Annotated in this window: 14 protein-coding genes and 3 pseudogenes; 7 read left to right on the forward strand and 10 right to left on the reverse strand. The window is 68.2% G+C overall.

Features of this window, described 5'->3' with window-relative positions; genetic code table 11:
• The 4 genes from KMS84_RS24815 to KMS84_RS24830 all read left to right on the forward strand — a co-directional run.
• Positions 1-799: ATP-binding cassette domain-containing protein (locus tag KMS84_RS24815; protein ID WP_256918665.1), on the forward strand; the 799-nt coding region annotated here is incomplete at its 5' end.
• The gene (locus tag KMS84_RS24820) at positions 796-1,656 is read left to right on the forward strand and encodes an ECF transporter S component (protein WP_256918667.1); all 861 of its coding nucleotides are present in this window, start codon (positions 796-798) and stop codon (positions 1,654-1,656) included. The genes KMS84_RS24815 and KMS84_RS24820, both read left to right, overlap by 4 nt.
• A 330-nt stretch (positions 1,657-1,986) precedes the next feature.
• A complete protein-coding gene (locus KMS84_RS24825) occupies positions 1,987-2,403 on the forward strand; it encodes an aggregation-promoting factor C-terminal-like domain-containing protein (RefSeq protein ID WP_256918668.1) in 417 nt (138 codons plus the stop codon).
• A gap of 159 nt (positions 2,404-2,562) precedes the next feature.
• Positions 2,563-3,282 carry a YoaK family protein gene (locus tag KMS84_RS24830; protein ID WP_256918669.1) on the forward strand — a complete coding sequence of 240 codons (720 nt, stop codon included), beginning with the start codon at positions 2,563-2,565 and terminating at the stop codon, positions 3,280-3,282.
• Between the two features lie 107 nt (positions 3,283-3,389).
• Here KMS84_RS24830 and KMS84_RS24835 read toward each other — a convergent pair whose 3' ends face one another.
• On the reverse strand, positions 3,390-4,628 hold the full coding sequence (locus tag KMS84_RS24835; RefSeq protein ID WP_256918670.1) for a cytochrome P450: 1,239 nt from the start codon (positions 4,626-4,628) through the stop codon (positions 3,390-3,392).
• Positions 4,629-4,787: 159 nt separating this feature from the next.
• Between KMS84_RS24835 and KMS84_RS24840 the strand changes: the two genes are divergently transcribed.
• Positions 4,788-5,957 (forward strand): steroid 3-ketoacyl-CoA thiolase, encoded by a 1,170-nt coding sequence (locus KMS84_RS24840; protein WP_256918672.1) that lies wholly within the window; start codon positions 4,788-4,790, stop codon positions 5,955-5,957.
• 258 nt (positions 5,958-6,215) lie between these two features.
• Here the strand turns inward: KMS84_RS24840 and KMS84_RS24850 are convergent, their stop codons facing one another.
• On the reverse strand, positions 6,216-6,557 hold the full coding sequence (locus KMS84_RS24850) for a hypothetical protein (RefSeq protein WP_256918674.1): 342 nt from the start codon (positions 6,555-6,557) through the stop codon (positions 6,216-6,218).
• A gap of 524 nt (positions 6,558-7,081) precedes the next feature.
• On the opposite strand from KMS84_RS24850, the pseudogene KMS84_RS24855 reads away from it, so the two are divergent.
• Positions 7,082-7,891, forward strand: a pseudogene (locus tag KMS84_RS24855) (IS5 family transposase).
• 19 nt (positions 7,892-7,910) lie between these two features.
• Here KMS84_RS24855 and KMS84_RS24860 read toward each other — a convergent pair.
• The 3 genes and pseudogenes from KMS84_RS24860 to KMS84_RS24870 form a co-directional block, all read right to left on the reverse strand.
• Positions 7,911-8,312: a hypothetical protein gene (locus KMS84_RS24860; RefSeq protein ID WP_256918676.1), complete on the reverse strand. Its 402-nt coding sequence runs from the start codon at positions 8,310-8,312 to the stop codon at positions 7,911-7,913.
• A gap of 216 nt (positions 8,313-8,528) precedes the next feature.
• Positions 8,529-8,999, reverse strand: a complete 471-nt coding sequence (locus KMS84_RS24865) for an NUDIX domain-containing protein (RefSeq protein WP_256918677.1) — start codon at positions 8,997-8,999, stop codon at positions 8,529-8,531.
• Between the two features lie 2 nt (positions 9,000-9,001).
• Positions 9,002-9,169, reverse strand: a pseudogene (locus KMS84_RS24870) (XRE family transcriptional regulator); the annotation flags it as partial.
• Here KMS84_RS24870 and KMS84_RS24875 point away from each other — a divergent pair.
• A pseudogene (locus KMS84_RS24875) lies at positions 9,170-9,710 on the forward strand (tyrosine-type recombinase/integrase); the annotation flags it as partial.
• A gap of 211 nt (positions 9,711-9,921) precedes the next feature.
• Here KMS84_RS24875 and KMS84_RS41915 read toward each other — a convergent pair.
• The 5 genes from KMS84_RS41915 to KMS84_RS24895 all read right to left on the reverse strand — a co-directional run bounded on the left by KMS84_RS41915 (position 9,922) and on the right by KMS84_RS24895 (position 25,038).
• Positions 9,922-10,515, reverse strand: a complete 594-nt coding sequence (locus KMS84_RS41915) for an Imm1 family immunity protein (RefSeq protein ID WP_368860711.1) — start codon at positions 10,513-10,515, stop codon at positions 9,922-9,924.
• Positions 10,516-10,629: 114 nt separating this feature from the next.
• Positions 10,630-17,376 (reverse strand): DddA-like double-stranded DNA deaminase toxin, encoded by a 6,747-nt coding sequence (locus KMS84_RS24880; protein WP_256918679.1) that lies wholly within the window; start codon positions 17,374-17,376, stop codon positions 10,630-10,632.
• 280 nt (positions 17,377-17,656) lie between these two features.
• Positions 17,657-21,901 (reverse strand): FG-GAP-like repeat-containing protein, encoded by a 4,245-nt coding sequence (locus tag KMS84_RS24885; protein ID WP_256918680.1) that lies wholly within the window; start codon positions 21,899-21,901, stop codon positions 17,657-17,659.
• A gap of 485 nt (positions 21,902-22,386) precedes the next feature.
• A complete protein-coding gene (locus tag KMS84_RS24890) occupies positions 22,387-22,758 on the reverse strand; it encodes a hypothetical protein (RefSeq protein WP_256918681.1) in 372 nt (123 codons plus the stop codon).
• Between the two features lie 126 nt (positions 22,759-22,884).
• Positions 22,885-25,038, reverse strand: a complete 2,154-nt coding sequence (locus KMS84_RS24895) for a bifunctional glycosyltransferase 87/phosphatase PAP2 family protein (RefSeq protein ID WP_256918682.1) — start codon at positions 25,036-25,038, stop codon at positions 22,885-22,887.
• Positions 25,039-25,395 lie beyond the last annotated feature (357 nt).

Consider the following 25,395-nt stretch of genomic DNA (forward strand, 5'->3'; position numbering starts at 1 on the left):
CTCCCCCTCCTCCTCTTCCCCCTCCGTTTCCGGGCCGTCCACCTCCGCGCCGCCCGCCGAGGCGCGGTCGCTCGCCGTTCGGCGGGGCGGCGTCCAAGCACTGCGCGACGTCGATCTCACGGTCCGGCCCGGCGAGACCGTCGCCCTCATGGGGCGCAACGGGGCGGGGAAGTCGACGCTGCTCAACGCGTTCGTGGGCCTGGTCGCGCCGTCCGCCGGCACGGTGCGCGCGGGCGGCGCGATCCCGCACCGCACCTCCCCCCGCGACCTGGTCCGCCGCGTCGGCCTCGTCCCGCAGGAGCCGCGCGACCTGCTCTACGCCGAGACGGTCGCCGCCGAGTGCGCGGCCGCCGACCGCGACGCGCAGGCCGCGCCCGGCACGTGTCGCGCCCTGGTCTCGGAGCTGCTCCCGGGCATCGCGGACGACGCCCACCCCCGCGATCTCTCCGAGGGCCAGCGCCTCACGCTCGCGCTGGCCGTCGTCCTCGCCGCCCGGCCGCCGCTCCTGCTGCTCGACGAGCCCACCCGCGGCCTGGACTACGCGGCGAAGGCCCGGCTGGTCGCCGTCCTGCGCGGGCTGGCCGCGGCCGGTCACGCGATCGTCCTGGCCACGCACGACGTCGAACTCGCCGCGGAGCTGGCCCACCGGGTGGTGCTGCTCGCGGAGGGCGAGGTGATCGCCGACGGCCCCACGGCACAGGTGGTGGTCTCGTCCCCGTCCTTCGCTCCCCAGGTGACGAAGATCCTCGCGCCGCAGGAGTGGCTCACGGTCGCGCAGGTGAGGCGGGCGCTGCGATGACGACCTCTCGGCGGCGGCCCCGCCCGGTGCGGCTGGGCCCCCGCTCCCTGGCCTCGTTGACGCTGGTCGGCGCCGTGGGCGTGATCGCCTTCGGCTGGCCGTTCCTCGCCCCGCCGGGCTCCGCCCTGAACGCGCACGCGCAGGACGCCCCCTGGCTGTTCGCCGGTCTGCTGGTGCTGCTGGTGGCGGTCGTCACGGCGACGATCTCCGAGTCCGGGCTCGGCGCGAAGGCGGTGGCGATGCTCGGCGTGCTCGCGGCGACGGGTGCCGCGCTGCGCCCGATCGGCGCGGGGACGGCCGGCATCGAGCCCATGTTCTTCCTGATGGTGCTGAGCGGCCGGGTCCTGGGCCCCGGGTTCGGCTTCGTGCTGGGCTCGGTGACGATGTTCGCGTCCGCGCTGCTCACGGGCGGGGTGGGTCCGTGGATGCCGTTCCAGATGCTGGCGATGGGCTGGTTCACGATGGGGGCGGGCCTGCTGCCGGGTCCGGAGCGGCTGCGCGGCCGGGCCGAGCTGGCGCTGCTGGCGGGGTACGGCTTCCTCGCCGCCTTCGCCTACGGGACGGCGATGAACATGGCGGGCTGGCCGTTCATGGGCGGGATGGCCTCGGGGGTGGCCTTCGACCCGGACGGCACGGTCCCGGCGAACCTGGCCCGCTTCGTCGCGTACTGCGTGGCGACGTCGCTGGGCTGGGACCTGGGGCGGGCGCTGGTGACGGTGCTGCTGACGCTCGCCCTCGGCCCGGCGGTGCTCAGGGCGCTACGCAGAGCCACCCGCAGGGCCGCCTTCGAGACCGCAGTCACATTCGAAGGCCCGGACCGACCCGCGAAGGCCGCCCCACGGGCCGTTGACCGGTGAACCACCCCACATGACCCACATCACCTACTACCTGACCTAGTCGGACAAAAGGTGCGTCATGCCCACGCCATTACCGCCTCTGACCTGCGCATTGAGATCCAGGTCACACAAGGCGCTCTCCCCTCGAGTACGGCCACAACTAGCAAAAGGGGTCTTTGCGGACAGCGTCGAAGCCTGTTTCTCTGGATGACGTCGCACGGCGCCGACGAGCCTCACGGCCTCGGCCCCACGGCATGCAGCCACCCACCGCACCTCACGCGGTGCGGCCCACGCACCGCGTGACTCCGGCATGCAAGGCGACCACAACGTCCCCGAAGGAAAAGGTTCTCCGTGTCCGTCTCCGTCATCCGTCGCATCGCTTCCCCGAAGAAGGCCCTCACCGGCATCGCCGTGGCCGCCGCCACCGCGGGCATGGCGCTGTCCGCAGCCCCCGCCCACGCCGCGACGACCTCCTCCGCCGCCCAGGCACAGGCGATCGCGCACAAGATGATCCCGAACGCGGCGCAGTACCAGGCCTTCTCCAACATCGTGAAGCACGAGAGCGGCTGGGACGTCAACGCCACCAACTCCTCCTCCGGCGCCTACGGCCTGGTCCAGGCGCTGCCCGGCTCCAAGATGGCCTCGGCCGGCTCCGACTGGAAGAGCAACGCCAAGACCCAGATCAAGTGGGGCCTGGACTACATGAACTCCCGCTACGGCAGCCCGGTCGCCGCCTGGAACTTCTGGCAGGCGAACGGCTGGTACTGAGCCGGACCCCCGTGAACCCCTGAGTTCACCCCCCAAGAACGCGCGCTCAGCGCGCCGAGAGCGGCGGCCCCCGATCCCCGGGGCCGCCGCTTTCGGCGCTGCACGACCCCTCCGTGGCGACTTCGGCGTTTCCTCACCTCTTCGTGCTGCACTGAGCGGATGACCGGCACCGAGCACCCGACCGAGCCGCCGCGCGATCCGCAGGCCCGGGGCCCACACGACGGACGCGGCCTGCGTCTGGTTCCCGCCCTCCTCGCCCTGACCGCCATGAGCGGCCTGATCGACGCGGTGACCTATCTCGGCCTCGGCCACGTCTTCACCGCCAACATGACGGGCAACGTCGTCGTCCTCGGCTTCGCCGCCGCCGGCGCGCCGGGATTCTCGGTCCCGCACACGGCGGCCTCACTCGCCTGCTTCCTGCTGGGCGCCGCCACCGGCGGCCGGGTGACGCGGCGCATGGGCGCGCGTTCCCGCCGCACGCTGGCCCGGGTCACGCTGGGCGCGGAGGCTCTTCTCCTGGTCGCCGCAGCGGCCGTGGCGGCCGTCACGGCGGACGACGCCCCGGCCACCGTCTACACGATCATCGCCCTGACCGCCTTCGCGATGGGGCTGCGCAACGCGACGGTCCGCAAGCTGGCGGTCCGCGGCCTCACCACGACCACCGTCGTGACCATGACCCTGACCGGCCTGGCCGCCGACTCGCGGGCGGGCGACGGCACCCGCCCGCACTCCCCGCGCCGCGCCGGGTCCGTGACCGCGATGTTCGCGGGCGCGGTCCTCGGCGCGGTCCTGGTGCTCCACCACGACCTGTCGGTTCCGCTGCTGCTGGCGGCCGTGACGTCGGCGGTCCTGGCGTGCACGGTGGCCGACCGGGACTGACGCCGGCGGTCCTGGCGTGCTCGGCGACCGACCCGGACCGACACGGGCGCCGGCCCGCGCCCCCGGCACCCCGTGCCGATCCGCACCCTGTGCCGATCCGCATCCCGTCACCCCGCGTCGACGCGCAGCTCCTTCACGCCGTTGATCCAGGCGGACCGCAGCCGGCGCGGATCCTCGACCAGGCGCAGGTCCGGCATCGCATCGGCGAGGGCGTTGAAGATGAGGTTGATCTCCAGCACGGCGAGCGACTTGCCGAGGCAGAAGTGCGGTCCGCCCCCGCCGAACCCGAGGTGCGGATTGGGGTCGCGGGTGACGTCGAAGTCGTCGGGCCGGTCGAACACCTCGGGGTCACGGTTGGCGGAGGCGTAGAAGATCCCGACCCGGTCGCCCTTCCTGATCTGCTTGCCGCCGAGCTCGGTGTCCTGGGTGGCGGTCCGCTGGAAGGCGACGACGGGCGTGGCCCACCGCACGATCTCCTCGGCGGCCGTCGCGGGCCGCTCCCGCTTGTACAGCTCCCACTGCTCGGGGTGCGTGAGGAAGGCGTGCATCCCGTGCGTGGTGGCGTTGCGGGTCGTCTCGTTCCCGGCGACGGCGAGCATCAGCACGAAGAACCCGAACTCGTCGGAGTTGAGGTTGCCCTCGTTCTCGGCGGCCACCAGCGTCGAGACGATGTCCTGGGCGGGGCACTTCTTCCGCTCGGCGGCCATGTCCATGGCGTACGCGAGGATCTCGGCGGCGGACTGCTGGCCGACCTCGGCGGTGATCGCGTACTCGGGGTCGTCGTACGCGATCATCTTGTTGGACCAGTCGAAGATCTTGGCGCGGTCGTCCTGCGGGACTCCGATGAGTTCCGCGATGGCCTGAAGCGGCAGCTCCGAGGCGACGGACGTCACGAAGTCGAAGGAGCCGCCCCCCTGTTCACGGGCGGCCGCGACGATGGCGGTGGCCCGCGCCCGCAACCGCTCCTCGAGCCCCCGGATCGCCCTCGGGGTGAACCCCCGCTGCACGATCTGCCGCACCCGCGTGTGCTCGGGCGGGTCCATGTTCAGCAGGATGAAGCGCTGGGCGTCGATCGAGGCGCGCTCGATGTGCTCGTTGAACCGGATGATCGCCGTGTTGAGGTAGGAGGAGTAGATCTCGGGGTGCGTGGACACGTACTTCACGTCGGCGTGCCGGGTCACGGCCCAGTACCCCGCGTCCTGGAAGCCGGCGACATTGCCCGTCTGCGGGATCCAGCGGACCGGTTCGGCCTGTCGCAGCGCGGCGAACTCCGGCAGGGGCACTTGGTGTTGCAGCAGGTCGGGGTCGGTGAAGTCGAACCCGTCGGGAAGCGCTGGACAGGGCATCGGCGGCTCCAGCCGTCTGACGAGCCATCAGAAACAGAGTGCGGCGAAGGTAGTTCAGGACCCTTGAGGCTGCAAGACCCTTGCGGTGACGCACATCACGTCAGCAGACTGCAAGGAGCAGAACTAGAACACGTACTAGTTCCGAAGGGATCCGCACCCATGGCCGCCGAACCCGTGATCGTGGAAGCAGTCCGCACCCCCATCGGCAAGCGCGGCGGCGCGCTCGCCAACCTGCACCCCGCCTACCTCCTGGGCGAGACCTACCGCGAGCTCCTCGGCCGCACCGGCATCCCCGCCGACGCGGTCGAACAGATCGTCGGCGGCACGGTGACCCACGCCGGCGAACAGTCCATGAACCCCGCGAGGACCGCCTGGCTCACCGTGGGCCTCCCCTACGAGACGGCGGCGACGACGGTCGACTGCCAGTGCGGCTCCTCGCAGCAGGCCTCGCACATGACGGCCAACATGATCGCGGCCGGCGTGATCGACGTCGGGATCTCGTGCGGGGTCGAAGCGATGTCGCGAGTCCCCCTCGGCTCGGGCTCCAAGCACGGCCCCGGCAAACCGTTCCCGGACGAGTGGAACGTGGACCTCCCCAACCAGTTCGAGGCGGCGGAACGCATCGCACGCAGAAGGGGGTTGAGCCGCGAGGACGTCGACGCCCTCGGCCTCCTCTCCCAGACGCGGGCGGCCACCGCCTGGTCGGAGGAGCGCTTCAAGCGCGAGACGTTCGCGGTCCAGGTCCCGACGACGGAGGAGGAGCAGGCGGCCGGCCAGGGCATGTGGCGCCTGGTCGACCGCGACGAGGGACTGCGCGACACGTCCACGGAAGCCTTGGCGGGCCTCAAGCCGGTGATGCCGACGGCGATCCACACGGCCGGCAACTCCTCGCAGATCAGCGACGGCGCCGCGGCGATCATGTGGGCGTCGAAGCGGATGGCGAAGGCCCTGAAGCTGAAGCCGCGGGCGCGGATCGTGGCCCAGGCCCTGGTGGGAGCCGACCCGCACTTCCACCTGGACGGCCCCGTGGACGCGACGAAGGCCGTCCTGGGCAAGGCGGGCATGTCCCTGAAGGACATCGACCTGGTCGAGATCAACGAGGCGTTCGCGTCGGTGGTGCTGAGCTGGTCCCAGGTCTTCGAGGCCGACATGGCCAAGGTCAACGTCAACGGCGGCGCCATCGCCCTCGGCCACCCGGTCGGCGCGACGGGCGCCCGCCTCATCACCACGGCCCTGCACGAACTGGAACGCACCGACAAGGAGTTCGCCCTGATCACCATGTGCGCGGGCGGCGCATTGGCTACGGGGACGATCATCCAGCGGCTGTAGTCCGACGGCGGAAGAGGACCGAGAAGACGGCGGGCTCAATCCTGAGGATCGGGCCCGCCGGGGCCTTGGAGTAACGCACCGCGACGACGGCTGCACTCTATATCTCCGCGACCTCGACACGATCACCCCCCTGGTCACCATTGCACGATGACTTAGGCCAGACGGTGCTCGCCATAGCGCTCCTCGCCCCCAGCGCACGCGAGCGGCCCCACCAGAATGAACCTGGTGACGCCGCCCGATGTCCATTCCGGTTCAGCATCAGGCGACGGATGCAACACCACGATAATAATCGGCGGCTTGCTTCAGCGCGACGGCCAATGCCACCAGCCCTTCACAGTGGCGCCATTCCTGAGTTCCCTCTTCACAGGCCCGCCAAACTCGAACATATTCGTCATCAAGCTCTGACGATTTGATCACGATGTCATCAAATTCAGCATCGGAGAATTTACGCCTTCCGGAATCCAGGAAACGCTCATTCAATTCTTCGCGCGCGACGAGAAGTTCACCCACTCGACGAAGATGCAATCCGCCGACTCTCGGGCTGGAGATAATTTCAGCCAAGACCTTGATGTACTCGGACGGGCCACCTGCTTGACTCACCCTCTGTTCATCCTTCCTCGTAGCACAGCCATCCCGCGACGCCCTTCCGGGAGGTTGACCCCACCAGCCCGCAGGATGTCAACACGATAGGTCACGCAGCTATTGCCCATTCCGTCGTACGCTCCGAGGTCCGCATCAATGGTCCTCCCTTGTGCCCCATAGGCAGCCTCTGCGTTCCGCAACTTGAAAGTGAGACTCCTTATGTTAGGACCGAGATCTTCAGGGAAGGCATGCGCACCTGTGGTAGGAAGCCCGCTGTACTGACCCGGCTTGGCGGGAATTCCATTGATTACCTGCTCGGTAATCTGTGACTGACCGTCGGCCATATCGATTCGAATTATGGCGTGTCCGGTACGCTCCATGTCGAGGTCATACGAAACGGTGGCAGTGCGACCACAGTTATGGACGAGGACCGGCGTCGCCCCAGCCAGTACATAGCACGTGTGCTACGAGCTCGTAACACGATCTTGTTGAGGTGTCGTGGTGGGCCGTGACTGGTGTGCTGATTCGGCCGTTCGTGATGTGTGAGTACTCGGCCGTGGATCGTGGACGATGACTTGTGGGTGCTGATCGAGCCGTTGCTGCCGCCGTGGCCGGAGAGGTTGCCAGGTCCGCGGCCGGTGGCGGACCCGGCTGTGTCTGCAAGGCATTCTTTACGTGCTCCACAACGACATAGCCTGGCAACTCCTGCCGCTGGAGCTGGGGTTCGGCTCGGGGCAGACCTGCTGGCGCCGCCCGGTTCGCTGGCAGCAGGTCGGCGTCTTCGAGCAGATGCACCGCGTTCTGCTCGCCGAGTTGAACGCGGCCGGCGAACTCGACTGGTCCCGCGCGTGTGTGGACAGCTCCCACATCCGTGCGAAAAACGGGGTGCCGACACCGGTCCGTCGCCGGTCGACCGGCGGAAGACGGGCAGCAAGCATCACTTGATCTGCGACGGACGCGGCACTCCGCTCAAGGTCGTCACCACCGCGGCCAACGTCAACGACGTCACCCAGACCCTCGCTCTGGTCGACGGCATCCCGCCTGTGGCCGGACGGCCCGGTCGACCACGCCGCCGCCCCGACTCGCTGCTCGGCGACAAGGGCTACGACTCCAACCCCAACCGCGAGGAGCTGCGCAAGCGCAGGATCCTGCCGGTCATCTCCCGCAAGGGCGCCCCGAACATCAAGGGCCTGGGCAAACTCCGTTACGTCGTCGAGCAGACCTTCGCCCTGCTCCACCAGTTCAAACGCCTCGCTGTCCGCTGGGAACGCCGAACCGAACTCCACGACGCCTTCATCTCATTGGCCTGCGGCCTCATCTGCTGCAGACGGCTGAAGAAGCACCGATCATAATCACGCTCCGAGTTGCTGGCTACACCTCACACCACTTACCCAGAGGGCCGGCCGCCTGCGTCTGGGTGAACTCATGCACCAGGTTCCATGCCCGATCGATATCCAGGACGAAGTCGCCCGTGAACGCGGCGAGGTCGTCCGTGATCGGGACTTCGACCTCGGCGCCCGTGGGCACCGTGCCGTCTCCTACGAGCAGAGACATCCGCTCGGTGCCACTCATCAGATGGACGACCGCGTGATCATCCCGGAAGGCCAGGATCAGCACCGGGAACTCCCTGTCCAGCGACCGAACCTCGACGTAGCCCTGTCCACGGGAACGCAGGTCGTTGAGGCGGTCCGACAGATCCTCCACCTCTGAACGTCTCTCAACCGGGTGGAACAGTCCCGATTCCGGCGACGTCGCCGCCCACACCACGCTCATCCAGACCCTCTTCCCCGCACAGGTCATCACCCACGCTCCAGGGCCACGCTCCCACGCTCCACCATGTGACGACTACTGGGACTTGGGTGCATGATCGTGTTACGAGCTCTACGCGAAGCCTTCGACCTGCTTTTTCGCAGGTCAAGCGCGGTTTGCTGGTCCGGTGACGTGCGTAAGTGTCCGGGGTTGTTGCCGTCGCTACTGCCGTCAACCTGTTCAGCCCAAGTACGGCTTCTCGCGCTGTTCCAGGTAGTGCTGGAGCCTGAGTCGTTGGGTGTGGTGCATCGGCAACTGCCCGATCTCTTCCGGCGGTACGAACCGGAGTTCGGTGGACTCGTCGGAGATCTCCAGTTGGCCGCCGGTGATGCGGGCGGTGAAGCAGACATTGAACTGACGGCGGACCTCGCCGTCGGTGTAGGCGATAATGTGTTTCGGGTCGGTGTAGGTGCCGACCAGTCCGGTGATCTCGACGACGAGGCCGGTCTCTTCCTTGACCTCGCGGACGGCCGTGCCGGGCAGGGAGTCGGTGAGGTCCATGCCGCCGCCGGGCAGGGCCCATAGGTCGTTGTCGCGGCGGCGCTGAAGAAGGATGCGCCCATGGCCGTCGGTGACGACTGCGGATGCGGCGACGACGATGCTGTTCGGCTGTGGCGCGCTGGGGTCGTCGTAGTACTCGGTACGGGCCACGGTCAGCCTTCCACTCGCACGGGCGTCGCTGTTGCCCACACGGCGTCGAAGCTCTCGGCGTAGGTGTCGAACATGCCGCTCTCCTGGTGTCGGCGAAGATGCCATACGGGGGTGGCGTAGGCGTTGACGCCCCAGACGTGTGCGTTGACGAGTTGTTGGTCGTCGGCGCGCTCGACCTTGACGCGGGCACCGCCGCCATCCGCCGAACCCTCTAGCGCAGGCGGGCTCACAACGCTGCCCACCAAGACCCGGGCCTCCGAACGCCGCATCGCCATCCCCACCCGCTGCGTCCGCTCGCTGAAGCTCCACCACGAACAGCAGCAGCGCGAGCGTGAGGCAGCAGACATCGCGTGGCAGCGCAGCGGGCACGCGTTCATCACGGTGCAGGGCGGACCGATCGACCCCACCAACCTCACCCGTGCCTTCACCAGGCTCCTCCGTAAGACCGGTCTCCGCCGCATCCGCTTTCACGACCTCAGGCACTCCACCGCCACCCTGCTTCTGGAACAGGGAATCGAACGTGTCGTGATCAAGGAACTCCTCAGACACGCCCACATCGGCGTCACCGCCAGCGTCTACGCCCACGTCCGACTCCACCTCCAGCGCGACGCCATCGACACCCTCAGCACCGCGCTCGGCAGCTTGGAGATCACCGAGACGACCTACGGCGACGGCGATGAACCGCCAGCCTGCGCAGCCCTCGTCCGCTGACGTCGCCGTCAACTACTGCCGTCAGCCCACGCAGACGCCTCGCCAGACACCGCCTGACGGGGCATCAAATTCGCTTGCGCACATCGAAAAGTAAATGAAAATTCAACAAACAGCGACATCAACGCGAAATTCGCGCATAACCTCCACGATCGAGTAATAAATACCGTCTCACCGAAAGGGAGATTCTATTTTTCGCCATCGAGAACCTTCATCAGTGCAATGGGTGCCGTGTACCCGAATCTTTGCACCACGGATCCTGACAGTAGGAAGGTGTCACATCTGCCTGTCCATTCAGAGAGTGGTACGCGCCAAAGTCTCCACGATCCCAGCAAATCGCCGTAGGCCTCTGACCGCTTCTTAGTTCACAAAATTCCTCGATGGCCGCACGAATATCAGATACCGGCAGCGTATTGTGGGGCTTGAATAGCCTCCAATCACCCAAATCGGCAATAACGTTTTGATCCAACGCCGGCGGTTCCGGATTCCTAGAGATCCATACGCTCCTCGCAATCTCCCGATCCACTCGAACTACGGAATCCTCGGGAACTTGCCACCTCAATGCACCATATCCTGTAAGCGGATTTGTCGAGACCTGAAGATAGCTGTCAAAATACCGATCTGATTTCATCGGATCCCTATGTGGCGCCAAGAGCACAAACGTTGCAAGAATGCCACCCTTTGACTGTCCAACCACATCTGGTTCTCGGCCGGGCCCGCCGGTCACCAACTCGCCAATCAAGCGCCTAAGAATAGCTCCCGATGCTGCATGATATGTCCTACCGCCAGTGAAAATAGTCAGAATCATTAATATCCTCCAATGTTCGCAGGTGAGGCGATACGGAAAACTGAAATTAGACCGGCCCCACCCCGGAGGATTCTATCCCAGGGCAGGGCCGACCAGATATTACACCTCTTGAGATTAGCCGCCGCCCAGCATAGTTACGCCATGCCAGCCCTCTTCAGTGCGCCAAACGGATGTCAGGCTGGACCCTCTTGGTAGAATTGCAGACACCCCAGTCGCGCATGAATAGGGACCAGAACAAACCCCGTCAGAATTATTGATTACGACTGTCGCCCTCTGAACGCCATTACTTCTCATTGCCAAAGCGATCTTGGTTTCTACATGAGATGCGGCCGCGAACCCGCCTGCAGCGTCGTGAGGCACGCCAGAGTTTCTTAGCGCGTTCCTCACTTGCACGAATGAACCATTCTCACCGCTCGATACAGGAGCTCCGACTCTATTTCCAGCATCATCAACGACCTGACCAGTCGTAATCTTGCTGCCTGCCAACTCGTCCGCGATACCGTCGAGCGGATTGCAGTTGTGTACCAGGACTGGCGTAGCCCCCGCCAGCACATAGTACGCGTGGATGTCCTCAATGGTGAGGTCGTGTGTGCGCTGGCGCTTCGTGTAGTGACTGAGCGCGCTGATCTGGACCCGAGTCCCGGCGCTTGTACGGAGGGTCTGGCCGAGTTGGAGGTCGCCGGCCTGCACCCACTTCTTCAGCTCCGGCACCCAGAACGGGTGGGTGTCCGTAGCCACGATGCTCGAGTACTCACCGTCCACGGCAATGGAGATCTCGGTGAAGTCCTTGTCGTCTTCCGTGGTGATCGTCTCAACAACGGGCTTCTCCGTCGTTTCGCCGGTTTCCGGGTTTGTCGTGACTACTACGTCGCCGACTTCTACGTCCTCAATGGCCTTCTTCGTACCGTCGGCCAGGAGTACTCCCGTCCCAGGAAGGAAGCTGTGGCATTTACCTAGTATCTTCCCTGCGACTTTTCCGAGGCCGTATCCCAACGCACCTGAAGCAGCGCCCCAGATTGCTCCCTCGCCCATGTCGCTGAGCTGTCCCGAGGTGCTGTGATCAGCGTCGTCCGACAGCACGTTCCCCACTGCGGAACTCGCGGCTCCGGCGACAGCCCCACACCCTGCGGCCGCAGCGAAGCCAGCACCCCCGGTTGCGAAACCTGCACCCGTCGCCGTGCCGAGACACAGCCCGCCGACGACGACCTCGGTGGCGACCTGGGCGATAACGACCTTGTGCTCGGAAACCCAGTCCTTCGTATCGTCCCAAGCCTTGCTCAAGCCGCAGCCGGTGTACCACGAACAGCCACCACCGCCGCCCCCGCTGCTTCCTCCTCCACCGCCACTGCTACTGCCGCTGCTGCCACCTCCGTCGGAGCTTTTTTTCTTCTCGGCCTTCACCGTTTCGTCGATGGTGCCGCCGTTGGCCGTGCAGTTCAGGTAATAGGCGCAGTTGTCGAGTTTGAGACCGGACGGGTCGGTGATGGTGATGGGGTTGTTGTTGGCGTAGGTGTAGCCGTGGAGTTGCTGAGGGTCGGTCAGGTCCATGATCGGGTCGACGCTGAGGAAGCGGCCGATCGAGGGGTCGTATTCGCGGGCGCCCAGGTGGGTCAGGCCCGTGTCCGTGTCCTTGGTGCCGCCGACGAATCCCTTGTCTCCCGACCAGGGGCCGAGCTGGGGGCCGCGGGCGTTGCCGAAGATGCCCGTCTTTCGGCGGGTGATCGCCTGAGCGGCGTCCGCCGTCACCTGGGTCGTGGTCGTGCCGTGGTGGTCGGCGAGCAGGAAGGTGAGCTTGCCGCCGGTGCGCATGGCGACCGTCTGGGCGCCGGTGCTGTAGTAGCGGGTGCCCGTGGCCTTGCCGGACTTGTCGAGGGTGAGCTCGTTGCCCCCGGGAAGGTAGAGCGTCGTGCCGGTCGAGTCGGTGCGGGTCAGGCGCTGGCCGTCGGCGTCGTAGGTGTAACTGGTCGTCTTGCCGCCGTCGGTGACCGACTTGAGGTGGCCCTCGTCGTCCCAGTCCAGGTTTTGGCCGACGGTCGTCGTGCTGCCCTGCTTGAAGGTGCGGGTCTCGGTGCTGCCCGCCGTGTAGGTGTACGTCTCCGTGTGCGGGTCTGTGCCCGTCTGGGTGACGCCGGGGAGGTTGTGCGTGCCGACGGCCGGTTCGGCGTAGGTGCGGACCGTGTCCGCCGTCGGGCCCGCGGCCGTCGTGTGCTGGGTCTCCGTCTTGCGATTGCCGAGCGCGTCGTAGGTGTAGGTCGTCCAGTACGGGTCCTGGCCTCCGACCACGTCGGAAGAGGGAGCAGCCGCGCACGCGCTGCCCGTGTTCGTCCACGCCTCGGTGATGCGGGCCAGCGCGTCCAACGTGAAGCACTGGGTGTCCGTGGTACGAGCCGCGTCCTGGCCGTAGTTGGTGTTGATCTGGGTGATGTTGCCGGACGGGTCGTAGGTGTAGTGGGAGTCCTCGATCCGCTGGGGCGCCGCGTCCCGGTCGGTGTAGGCGTCGGTCAGCGCGCCGGTGTGGTCGTCGTAGACGCTGGTGGTCGCCATGTGCTGACCGAACGCCCCGTATTCGAGGCGGGTGTTGCGCCCGTAATGGTCGTACACGGTCTCCGAGATCAACGGGCCGCTGCCGGCGTTGAATCCCGACAGCAGCCCCGCCGTGTCGTAGTTGGTGGTGACATCCTCGTCGGGGATGTCCGCGACTGCGGGCTGCTCGGTGAGGGTGAGCAGCCCGGTGTTGTCGTCGTAGAAGTTGAACCACTCATAGCTTGCCGCGGGAACGCCCAGGCCCTCCGGCACGGTGACCTTGGTGCCGACAGGCTGGTAGTAGGCGTTGTACTCGGTGATCTCGCTGACGTAGGCCTTGTCACCGATGTAGCGGGTGGTCTTGTTGGGTTGCCCCTTGGCGACCTCGTCGTAGGTCCAGGACGACAGCGTCGTCGCGCCCTTCTTCACCGCCGTTTTGCGGCCGAGGACGTCGTAGTCCGTGTGGAGGGTGACGTTGCGGGCGTCGGTGACGTCGCTGACCCGGTCGCCCTTGTCGTAGTCCGTGTGGGACGCGCCGGTGTCGGGGTCGACGACGTCGGTCTTGCGGCCTCGGACGTCGTAGGTGTACTGCCACTTGGCCCCGGAGGCGTCGGTGACGCGGTCGAGTTGGCCGTGGCTGTTGTACCGGTAGACCACGGACTGCGACGACGTGCGTGCGGCGTCCGTGTACTGCTTGAGTTCCACGGTCCGACCGAGCGCGTCCACCACCGTGGTGGTCGCGGTGCCGCCCTTCGGCGGCGTCACCGTGGTGGTGTCGCCGGTGTAGCTGGTCGTGGTGCGCTTCGTCTCATCGCCGAACTTCTTCGCGATGACGGCGGTGGGCCGGCCGGCGCCGTCGAAGACGGTCTCGGTGGACGACGGGTACTTGGTCTCTTCCCCGGTCACCAGGACCGGTTCGGGGGCGCCCGTCGTGAAGTAGGCGCCCGATGACCGCCATGCCTCACCACGCGTGTTGTAGAACGACTCGGACACCAGACGCCCGGCCCGGTCCGGGGACGTCTCCTGTGTCTGGCGCTCCCGGAGGAGGCCGTCGTAGAAGGCGTAGCTGGTCTGGTACTTGGAGTTGTGGTCGAGGTGCTTGCTGGTGACGACCGCGGGACCGTCGGCACGGACCAGGTAGGCGTAGGAGTAGTTCGGGGCGTTGGGGAGGGACACCGCCGAGCGGGTCGGCAGCCACACCTTGCTGACGCGGCCGAGGCCGTCGTACGCCGTGGTCGTGATCTTGCCGTTGGCGTCCTTCGCCTCCGTCGGCTGCCCTCGCAACGGGTCCAGCTTGGTCGTCGCGGTGTGGCCGAGGGGGTTGGTCACCGTCGTCGTGGTGGGGTTCTCGCCGGTGGCGGGCGAGTACAGGGTCCTCGTGATCTCGCCGTAGGCGTCGGCGGCCGCCTGTGCCCGACCGTACTGGTCGTAGCAGAGCTGGTTGCCGGCCGTTCCGCAGACGCTGGGGACCGATCCGGACGTGTCGTAGCCGGTGCCCTTGCCGTTGATGCGGTCGGTCTTGGTCACCAGCCCCTTGGTCGGCGCCACGCCGAAGGCCGCGTTGTCGTAGTAGGTGCGGACGTCGTCGATGACGTCCGCGGGGCGCTCGGCCGTGACGCTGCACAGCCGGGCAACGGTCTCGGTGCGGGAGACTGCGTCGAGGATCCAGGCACCGGTGTTACGGGCGTAGGTCGTGGTGGTGCACTTCTCGTCGCCGACCACCGTGTCGCTGGTGGTCTTGGCGATGTCCCCGTGCTCGGCGACCTGAGTGACCATTCCGTACGTGTCGAAGGCGCGTGTGGTCTTCGTCGTCCGGATGCCACCGGTGACCGTGCTGCGGGTCTCCTCCGCCGCGACGCCCGTGTGGTAGGCGGTGAGGGCGGGAAGGTCCGCTTCGGTGCGGGCTCGCGTCGCGGTCGCGGCCGAGCGCCAGGGCGTGTAGGACGTCGCCGAGACGAGAGCTCCGCCGTCGCCGTTGTAGGTCGCGTTCTCGCGCACCATTCCGGCGAACTGCTCACGGTCGGTGACCGCCGTTCCCGCCGAGTCCTTCACGTCGGCGCCGTCGATGCCGCGGAAGTACCGGGACTCCGTCAGGGTGCGGGCGTCCAGGCCTGCGCCCTTGCGGGTCTGGACACGTTCGTACCCGCGGGAGACGGAGTAGGTCCGGTCCTTGGTCTTGGCGAACTCGTCCGTGCTCTTGGCCCACTTGGCGCCGCCGAGGTACGCGTACTCGGTCACGACGTCCGGGGATTCGACGAGGTTGTCGCCTTCGACGACTCGCTTGACCGGGTAGATGACGAACCAGTCCTGCTTGGCCGTCTCGCCCTCGAAGGGCCACTTGACCGGGTAGCAGCGGGTGGAGTTCGTTCCGTCCGCGGGAGGGAGGGTGGTGGCGGTGCAGTCGGGGTCGTAGTAGTCGACGCCGATCGTTCCGCCGGTCTCGGTCTTGACCTGTGACATCCGCAGCCGGACGAACGGCGCCAGACCGTCACCCAGTTTGTCGACGCGGTTGGGCTTCTGCACGCCGGTGAAGGTGACGGCGGGCAGGACCTCGGCAGTTCCCACCTTTCCGGTGTGCTGAATCGACTTCAGCCACATCGGGGTGGATATGCCGTCTCCGGAAGGCGGGAAGTCCTGTGCCAGCGTCCAGGTGTCGACGTCCTTGTACACACCGCCGGTCAGGATCTTGGTCGTGATGGTGGAGAGGCGCTTCTGCGACCAGAACGTCGGGGAGTACTGGTCCTTGCACTCGGTCGAGCCGTCCTTGCAGTACTGGTCGTACGGAACGTCCGGCCAGTGCGAGGCGTTGGTCTGGTCGAAGGTGCAGCCGCTCAGGCAGCGGGACGACACGCCGAACTGGACCTGGCCCATGGCCTTGCCCGCGTAGACGGCGTCGTCGCGCAGACCGTAGTCGATGTGGTCCAGCCAGCCGCCGCGCACGTAAGGGGTGACCGTGGCCTTGCCGGTCGTCGTCGAGACGTTGCGGCCGTAGTTGTTGGACTCCTTGGACCAGTAGTAGGCCATCGCGTTGCCACGTGGGTCGACGACGTAGTCCAGCTGCCAGCGCCAGGCCTGCTGGCACCAGGCCGAGGCGAAGGAGGCGTTGTAGCAGGGCTCACCGGAGTGGTTGCCGAAGACCGGCGCCGTCCAGGTCGAGTTGGTCACCGGGTCGTCGGCGGCGGTGCCGTGGTCGCTCCAGCCCGGAAGCCTGTTGCGGCCGAAGAAGTACTGCGTTCCGTCGGTCGAAGTGACCTTCCAGTACTCGCCCTTGCCGTCGACGCCGGTCGTGCCGTCGTCGCCGTTGACCGCACCGGTGAGTTTCTCCACCTTCTCGGCCGAGTCGTCGGCCGGATGCCATCCCTCGGCCTTGTCGAAGACCAGGTCGACGGACTTGCCGCCCAGGGACATGACGGCGTTGTCGTTGTACCAGCACTGGTCGCCGACCTTGGTCGTGTTGGTCGCGCCGGCCTTGTCCTTGTCGTCCTCGCAGGACTTGTAGCGGCGCTCGATGTAGCCGGGCTGCCAGTCCCAGCCGTCGCCGATCCAGGAGGGCTGGTTGTTGGAGGCCGAGGTACGGCCGTCGACCGCCTGGGAGCTGTACCCGAGCGAGACAGCCGGCTTCAGGCCTCCCGGCACCGCCGGTGCGTCGATCGGGTACGACCAGGAGAATCCACCGGTCGCGCCGCCCGCCGTCCATGAGCCGGAGGGCTGGAGAGAGGTCGCCTTGTAGTCACCCGTGGGACCGGAGGCCGCGGCGGTGGCCGCCAGTACGGTCGGGCTTGTGGACGTCCTCGCGGACGTCATGGAGGCAGCGGACAGGGGGGCGGTCGCGGTGAGCGTCCCGGCCTTGGTGTTGTTCGTCGTCGGCAGCGGCCTGGCGAGGCGGCACGCCGGCTTGTCAGGAGTGGTGAGAGCGCAAGCGGGCAGTTGCACCAGACGCAGACGGGCGGCCCAGTCTCCGCCGTACGCGCCCTTGAACGAGCGGTAGTCCACCTGGACCGAGGCACTGCTCGTCGAACTGCCGCCGGTGGGCTCCGCGATCGAGAACAGGAGGCCTTCGACACCGGCCCTGCGGGCCGTCTTGCGGTCGGCGAGTTCGACGGTGGCCTTGGTGGCCGACTTGGCGGGCGACTTTGCCGAAGCGTGTCGCCTGGCCGGCGGCGCCGCGAGGGCCAGGGGCAGCGATCCCGCTTTCCGCAGGGCGGCCTTGGTCTCCGACGGGACGAGCTTCACGGTCGCGGTGCCCGCGGTCGGCCAGGTGACCTTCGGCGCCTTCCACGGGCGCGCGGCATCGGGTCGCTTGTCGGTGCTGCCGACCGCCGCCGGCTCCACGGCCACGGTCGGTGGCTGCTTCGGCCGGGGAGTGTCGTTCCCCTTGGCCGAGGGAGCCGCGGCCAGACTGTTCGCGGGAAGCCACCCGACTATGAGGGCAGCGCAGATCACGCTTCCCCATCTACGCGCGCCGTACCGGCTCACGCCCCACCCCTCGTGACAGTGAATGAATTCTCAGGACAACAGCTCAGTGACGAGCCGCGAGCGCCTACGCGGCTTCGAACGGTCGTGAGCGGGACGCGAGGCGGGTGATGGACGACCACCGCCCTAGCGTCCCGGCGACCGCTCAGGGGGTGTTACGGGTGATCAGAGATGTGTTGACGAAGTCCCAGGCCCCGACCCAACTGGCCAGGCCTGTCATCGTGCCGTCGCTCTTGCCGAGGTAGGTGAGCATCTTCACCGTGCCGTCGCCCATGTCGTGCATCGCGCCCAGGTCGTCGCGTCCGTCGCCGCTGTAGTCCCCGGACGTGATCTGCATCTTCTGGTAGTTCAACTTGCCCGGGTCCGCGGTGACGGCGATCTTCGGGGCGGCGAACGTCCCGGTCGCTGCCGCAAGGCTGACGAAGGTGTGCACCCGGTCGCTGGTGTCGGGGTAGTCGTACCAGGTGGCGACGTCGTCGAGGCCGTCGCCGTTGTAGTCCCCGGCGTAGAAGCCGGTGCGGTTCCAGTCTCCCCAGTTGGTCACGGAGAGGGATTGCACCGGCGCCTTGAACCCGCCTTCGGGCTGTCCTCGGAACTGCCAGAAGCTGACGGCGTCAGCCGGAGCGTCGGCGAGTGCGGCGATGTCGTCCCGGCCGTCGCCGTCGAAGTCGCCGGTCGTCAGCTTCACCAGGCCGCGGTTCCACGTGCCGCTCCAACTGGCGAAGAGCGTGTTGAACCCGCCCTGCACGTTCGCGGTGAAGGTGTACAGCGTGTCGCTGCCGTCGGGAGAGGCGTACCAGGCGGCGATGTCGTCGCGGCCGTCACCGTTGAAGTCGCCGGCCTGAAGGGTCGCGTTGGCGAATCCCCATTTGCCGGGGTTGGCCCCCCAGGAGACGAACGGAGAGCGGAAGGTGCCGTCGGGCTGGCCGAGCAGCGTCCACAGCTTGGTCGACCGGTCCGGGTAGTAGTACATGGCCGCGACGTCCGTGCGTCCGTCGCCGTTGAAGTCGCCCGACACCTTCTTCACACTGTCCGCGGTCCAGCCGCTGAACGTGAAGGCGTCACGTGGCGCCTTGATCGAGCCGTCCGACGTACCCGACAGGGTGTGGATCTTGTCGCTGCCGTCGGCGTACTCGCGCCAGGTGAGCATGTCGCCGTAGCCGTCACCGTCGACGTCGCCTCGCACCGAGCTGTTGCTGGACCACTGCGACTGGCCCTTGCCGTTGTAGACGACGAGGCTGCCGCGGTCCTGGAGCAGGGCGTACCCCTCGCCGGTGGCCCCGTTCGCGGCGTCGGGACGCCACAGCACGGTACTGCCGTCGGCAGAGTAGACCGCGACGTAGCCGTTGGCGAGGACGCGTGCGGTTGCTCCGTTGTTGCCGGCGGTGCCGCTGGACCAGACGACCTTGTTGGCCTTCGACGTGATGACCAGGTTGCCGTCCGCCTGCATCGTGAGCTTGACCGAGTTCGAGGAGAAGGACTGGCCGCTCGCGAGCGTGGTGCCGGCCGTGATGCGTTGCCCGCCGGCGGCTCCGTCGATGAGGAAGCCCGTGCCGAGGCCGCTGTAGTCGCTGCCGGTCCTGCGCCCCGCCCAGCCGGTCAGGGTGTTGTCCTTCTTGCGGCCCCAGACGTCGGGAATGCCGTCGCTGCCGAGGTCTCCCGAGGAACCGATGACCGGATAGAGGCTGGAGGGCATGACGGCGGCGGCGATCTTCACGCGGCTGCCGGCGTTCCCCCAGGTCGCGGCGTCCAGGACTCCGTTCGGGTCGCTCTTGCCGTAGGAGCGGTAGAGGTCGCCCGTCGCGTTCTCCCGCAGAAGGAGGTCGGGGATGCCATCACCGTTGAGGTCGCCGGGGGCGACCACGGTGAACCTGTCCCAGTCGGCCGCGCCTGCGAGGACCGGGTGGGGGCGAACCATGTCGAGCAGCACGTTCGACCGCATTCCGTAGTAGACCCACAGGTACTTGCCCTGCTTGACGAGCAGGTCGGGGTTCGCATCACCATTGAGGTCACCGCTCGTGGTGATCTGCTCCGCGTTGTACCAGTGATCGTCACCGGTCCAGTTCGCGTCCCCCTTGCACCTGCCGCTCGTGGTCGCGACGGGGCACCGCACGGCCAGCGTGAGCGCGGACTCGGCGTCGATCACCCCTGTCCCGTTGTTGGCGTAGACGCGCAGTTGGCTCTTGCCGCCGCTCGCCCCGCTCTCCAGAGAGACCAGGTCGTTGTAGCCGTCCTGCTTCCAGTCGCCGCTGAACGCCACCTGCTGCGAGGGGAACGCTCCGCCGCCGTTCGTGGCCGAGGAGAACTGGCCGTTGCCCTGTCCCGCATACGTGAGCAGCGTGCCGTTGGAGTCGGTGTTCCAGATGTCCGTGAAGCCGTCGCCGTTGAGGTCGCCGGGCTCGTCCCTCGCCTGGGAACGCGTGGCGTAGTAGAGGTAGGTGGCCGTGTCGGAGCGGTTGCCCGCCGCGTCGACGCTGTACGCGTAGATCATGTGCGGCCCGTAGGAAGGCGGCGTGACGCCGAGGACGGCAGCGCTCGAAGCGGTGTCGTGCACCTCGGGATCGCTGTCCGTCCACCAGTGGTAGGAGACGACGTCCGTCACACCGTTCGGGGCCAGGAGGAACTTGCCCTCGGACCGCGCCGGACCGGTCTGGGCCGGCCAGCCCTGGTCGCCGTTCGGGAAGGCGTTGCCCTGCGACGTGATGACGGGAGGCTTGCTCGGGCGGGTGCGGTCGAGGCTGAACTTGCAGGTGGTGCTCCAGTCCGAGTACACCCCGTCCGGGTCCTTGGCGCGCACCTTCCAGGTGTAGGCCCCCGTGGGCGTACTCGCGGCGGGCAGGACCAGCGTGGCCACCCGCCCTCTCAGCGCGGGCACCGAGGCGTCGACGACCGCCGCCGGCGTACCGGTCTTGAAAACCTGGAACTGGGCGGTGAGATTGCCACCGTCGGGATCGTCGATCTTCGCGTGGACGCTGACGACGGTGTTGCCCACGGTTCCGCCCGCGGCACAGCTGGTGCGTGGGTTGGTGCCCAGGCCGGCGGGGGTCCTGGGAGGGTTGTTGTACTTGATCTCGAGTGTGGCGGTCTTCGGGTCGAACCGCTTCCAGCCGAAGGTGTCCGCCTCGTCGCTCGCGTAGAGGCCGAGCGTCACACTGGGTTCGCGCTTCCCGGCCGCTCTGCTCACCGCGTCGGTGGCGTCGAACTCGAGGTTGCCGGCGGCGCAGTCCTTGCTCCACCCCTTCGAGTCGTTCACCGTGGACAGGGCGGATCCGATTTGGGCGGGCTGGTGGTTCCAGGTGGTCTTCTTCGAGATGTCTCCGACCTCGTACAGCTGGACCGGTCGGGCCTGGCACGACCAGGACCAGGTGTTGCGGACCCGGAAGGTGGCGCTCTTGATGTGCGCGCCGACGACGTCACCGGTGTCGAGCTGGAAGAAGGAGCGCGAGATCCGGTTCTGTCCCCCGGTCTCCGCCTCGTACCCGACGCGCACGTCGCCCTTGGCGTCCCAGTAGGAGTTGTCGGGGTAGGCCTGGTAGACGCGGGTCCAGTGCTGCCATTCGCCCCAGGCCCAACTGGGGTCGATGTACACGGGGTAGGTCGTCTTCGCGCCGGTCAGCAGGTCCTGGTCCGGGGTGATGGTGAGAGCGTCGGCGCTGACCTCGGCCTGCATCTGTGCTTCCCGCGCGCCGGCACCGGGTTCGAAGACGTTGCCCGCTCCGGAGTCGTCACCCGTCGCGGCAGCAGTCGTGCGGGCCGACGCGGCTTTGGCTCGCAGCGCCGGAGCGGCAGGCGGCCGGGAGTCCCACATCGAAGGCGCGGGGCTCGTGAAGACGGTCTGCCCCGCGGGATCCGTGGCCGCGAGCATGCCGGTGTCGGCGTCCTCGGAGACGTTCAGACCGACCGTGTTCATCGAGAACTTCAGCGCGGCCAGTTCCGAGTTGTCCGCCGCTTCGGCGGTCTTGACGACGAGCAGCTGGGAGAAACCTTCCACCTCCGCTTTCAGCTGGAGGTCGACGCCCGGCAGAGCGTCGGCGTACGTGGCGACGTTGGCGTCGAGGGTCGGCTTGGGCAGGGCCTTGGGCCAGGTGAGCGAGAGGGTGCGGCCGTCCTTGACTCCCGTCAGCATCGGGCCCGTTCCGCCACCGGAGAACCTGACCGAGACCGACGTCGCCTTCGGCACCACGGTTCCGTCGGCGGCGAAGGCCAGGGTCGGGTCGGCGGCGACCCACGCGCCGCCGCGCCACAGTCGCACCACGGTGCCGTGCCGCTTCACCGAGAACGAGCCGTCCGGCAGGGCCCAGGTGTCGCCGGCCTCCGTGCGCGCGGAGATCAGTTCGACGGGTTGGCCGGAGGTCCGGGCATCCTGGAGGGCCTTGTCCTCCTCGCTCATCGACCCGTCGGCGACAGGGTCGGACGAAGCCGCAGCCGACGTCGTAGGCCTCGCGGACGCGGACGCGGCGGCCTGCTCGGCGGGCAGTGCGACCAGGCCGAGCAGCAGGGCGACGGCGACCGTGGTGACCTGCGCGCCGGCGTATCTGCCACGTCCGCCACGCCGACCACGTCTGCCGCGTCCATGGCGGCCGGGCGCACCTGACGTCCCCCGTACGACCTGCACAGAACCCCGCCCCCAGAGTCACAAGATCTTCAAAAAAGTAAGCGTATTCAAACTGTCCTCTCACATTGGGTCAAGGATTTATCACCGAGCGCAGCGGCCCCCTGAGACCCATCTGGCTTGGATTGCACATCCGTTCAGTGTTCGTAGGTGACAACCGGTGGGCGTATATGGCCTGGTGAGCAGCGTGGCGTGTGCCCGTGCGCGGCGGTTCGTCCCGCACGGCATGCGATCGTCGGCGGGGCTTCAGTGGCTGGAAGCGGTCATCGGTCGCCGCCCGTGAACGGGCCGGAGGCCCTGTCCGCGCGGCGGGTCCGGAGCGCTCGGAGTGCGGTTCCCGTCGTCCAGCCCGTCATGAGCAGGCCGGCGGCGGTGGCGAGGGCGAGGAAGGCCACCGTCGGGTTGATCCAGGCCGGGACCAGGTCGTACGTGGCGTTGCATTGGTTGTGGAGGGGGAACCACCGGGTCGACTCGTCCAGGTGGCGCGAGCGGTAGGCGCCGTCGAAGCGCTGCCCTCGGTAGAGCGTGCAGGTCTCCGCGACGTCCAGGCCGCCCGCGAGTGCTCCCCAGAGCCAGGTGAGGAAGGCCGCTGCGCACGTCAGCGTCGAGAGCAGGAGCCAACGCAGGGGTCCCATCCGTTTCCTGCCGACGTCCGCCCCACCGCCGAGCGGTCGGCGCCCCGTGCCGCTCGTCCCCGTGCCGCTCGTCCCCGTGGAGCTCACCGTCCGGTCCTCCCCGCTCCCGCCTGATGTGCGATCAGCTCATTGTCGGGTCTTTTCCGCCGACCGGGCCGACGACGATGCCGACGGCGGTGGTGGCGTGGAGGTGGGCTGCGGCGTGGGTGGTGTCGGAGTCGTCGGCGATGCCGGAGTCGTCGGGGGTGCCTGCGTCGTCGGGGGCTTCGGCTTCGTCGTGCGGCCCGGCGTCGTGGTGAGGGCCCGGGGGCCCATCAGGGCGTAGGAGAGTCCGAAGCCCGCGCACACCACCGCCGCGCCGCCCACCGCGTCCAGGACCCAGTGGTTGCCGGTGGCCACGATGGCCGAGACCGTGAACAGGGGGTGCAGCAGGCCCAGGGACTTCGTCCACCGGCCGCGCGCGACGACGGCGATGACCAGGCCGCACCACAGGGACCAGCCGAAGTGCAGGGACGGCATGGCCGCGTACTGGTTGGTCAGCGAGGTGAGCGTGCCGTAGTCCGGCTTGGAGAAGTCCTGGACGCCGTGGACCGTGTCGACGACGCCGAGGCCCGGCATCAGGCGCGGCGGGGCCAGCGGGTAGAGCCAGAAGCCGACCAGGGCGAGCAGGGTGGCGAAGCCCAGGGACGAGCGGGCCCAGCGGTAGTCGACCGGGCGGCGCCAGTACAGGACGGCGAGGACGGCCAGCGGGACCACGAAGTGGAGCGACGAGTAGTAGAAGTCGAAGAAGTCTCGCAACCGGGTGACGCCGACCACCCAGTGGTTGACGCCGCGCTCGATGTCGAGGTGCAGACGGCGTTCCAGGCCGAGGACGTCTCGGCCGTGGGCCTCCGCCCGGGCCCGTCCGCCCGAGTTGGTGCCGCCCGTCGCCGCCAGCCGCACCTGCTGGTACGCCGCGTACGTCACGCGCAGCAGCAGAAGCTCCAGCAGCAGGTTGGGGCGGGTGAGCACACGCTTGAGGAAGGGCAGCAGCGGGACGTGCCGCACGCGGGCGGGCACCGGCTCGGCGCACTCGGTCGGGATCGGCGTCCGGTAGTGGGGGGACGTCCGCGGAAGGAACGGGACGACGGTCGCCGCGGCGAGCGCGAGGAGCAGCACCGCGTTGTCGCGCAGCGGGCGGAGCACCTCCATGTGCGGCAGCGTCATGGCGCCCGGGAGGGTCATCACCACGACGACGGCCACGGGCCAGACGTAGCGGTCGGACGCGCGCCGGCCGACCCGGCCGACGACGGTCGGCAGGACCCACAGCAGTTGGTGCTGCCAGGTCGTCGGGGAGACGGCGATCGCCGCGCAGCCGGTCAGGGCGACCGCGAGCAGCAGCTGGCCGTCCCGGGCGTAACGGATCGCCCGGCGCACGCCGAGGGCGGCGACGACCGCGCCCAGCGACAGGAACAGGCCGATCTCGAGCGGTCCGGTGAGGCCCAGGCGGAGCAGGGCGCCGTGCAGGGACTGGTTGGCGAGCGCGTCGGCCTCGCCGCCGAGCCCGGCGCCCGCGAGGTGGTGCACCCAGTAGAGGGACGAGTCGTGCGGCATCGCCGCCCAGGCGAGCGCCGTGCCGGCGGCGAAGGTGGCGCCGGCCGCCGCCGCGGTCCGGCGGCGGCCCGTGCACCACAGCAGGACGGTGAAGAGGAGCACCGTGGGCTGGAGGGCGGCGGCCACCCCGACCAGGGCGCCGGCGACCCGCCGATCCCGTGCGACGAAGCAGCCGAGCAGGACGAGCAGGACGGGGGCGACGCTGGTCTGGCCCAGCCAGAGCGTGTTGCGCACCGGCAGCGAGAGCATCAGCAGGCTGCTCGCGACGGGCGCGGCCAGCAGCGCCGTCCGCCTGCCGACCGGCTGGGGCAGGGCACGGGCCAGGACCACGGCGAGGGCCGCCACCAGCAGCAGGGTGCCGAAGGTCCAGCCCCAGCCGAGGGCCTGTTCGGCCGCCCTGGTGAGCGGCTTGAGGACGAGCCCGGTGAAGGGCGTGCCGGTGAAACGGGTCGACGCGTAGAGCGAACCGCCGACGTGGAGCACGCCGTCCGGTCCGACCCAGGTCTCCAGGTCCGTCAGCCGCTCCGCGCGCGGGGTGCCGAGGACGACGACCACCTGGCGCACGGCGAGGGCCGCCGCCACGAGCCAGAGGCCGAGGCGGGCCGCGCGCAGACGCGCTCTCGTCGTCTCGAGCGCGGTCTCCCCGAAGGTCTCCGCCGTCCGCCCGCTGTGCTCCGCATTCGCCACGCTTCGTCGGCCTCCGCCTCGTTCGCGCCGCCTGACCATCTTTTGTCCGGAAGACCATAGTCCGTACCGAGAGGGCCTGCTTCCGCGAAGGGCGGGATCCGGAAGGCGCCGCGAACGGGATCCGCCCCCGCGCCGTACCGTCGTTCGCACCATGTGTGCAGTGGGGCGTACGCAGAGTGCGCGAGGCGGACTGGAGGGGACACCGGCATGCACCGGACATCGGGCAGGGTCCGCGCATCGGGCAGGATCCGCATATCGGGCAGGGTCCGCACATCGGGCGGGGGCCGCGCATCGGCAGTGGGCCACGCACCGGGAGTGGTCCGCGCACCGGGAACGGTCCGCGATCCGCGGTTGCGC

The sequence above is a fragment of the Streptomyces hilarionis genome, from assembly GCF_024539675.1.
GTDB lineage: Bacteria > Actinomycetota > Actinomycetes > Streptomycetales > Streptomycetaceae > Streptomyces > Streptomyces hilarionis.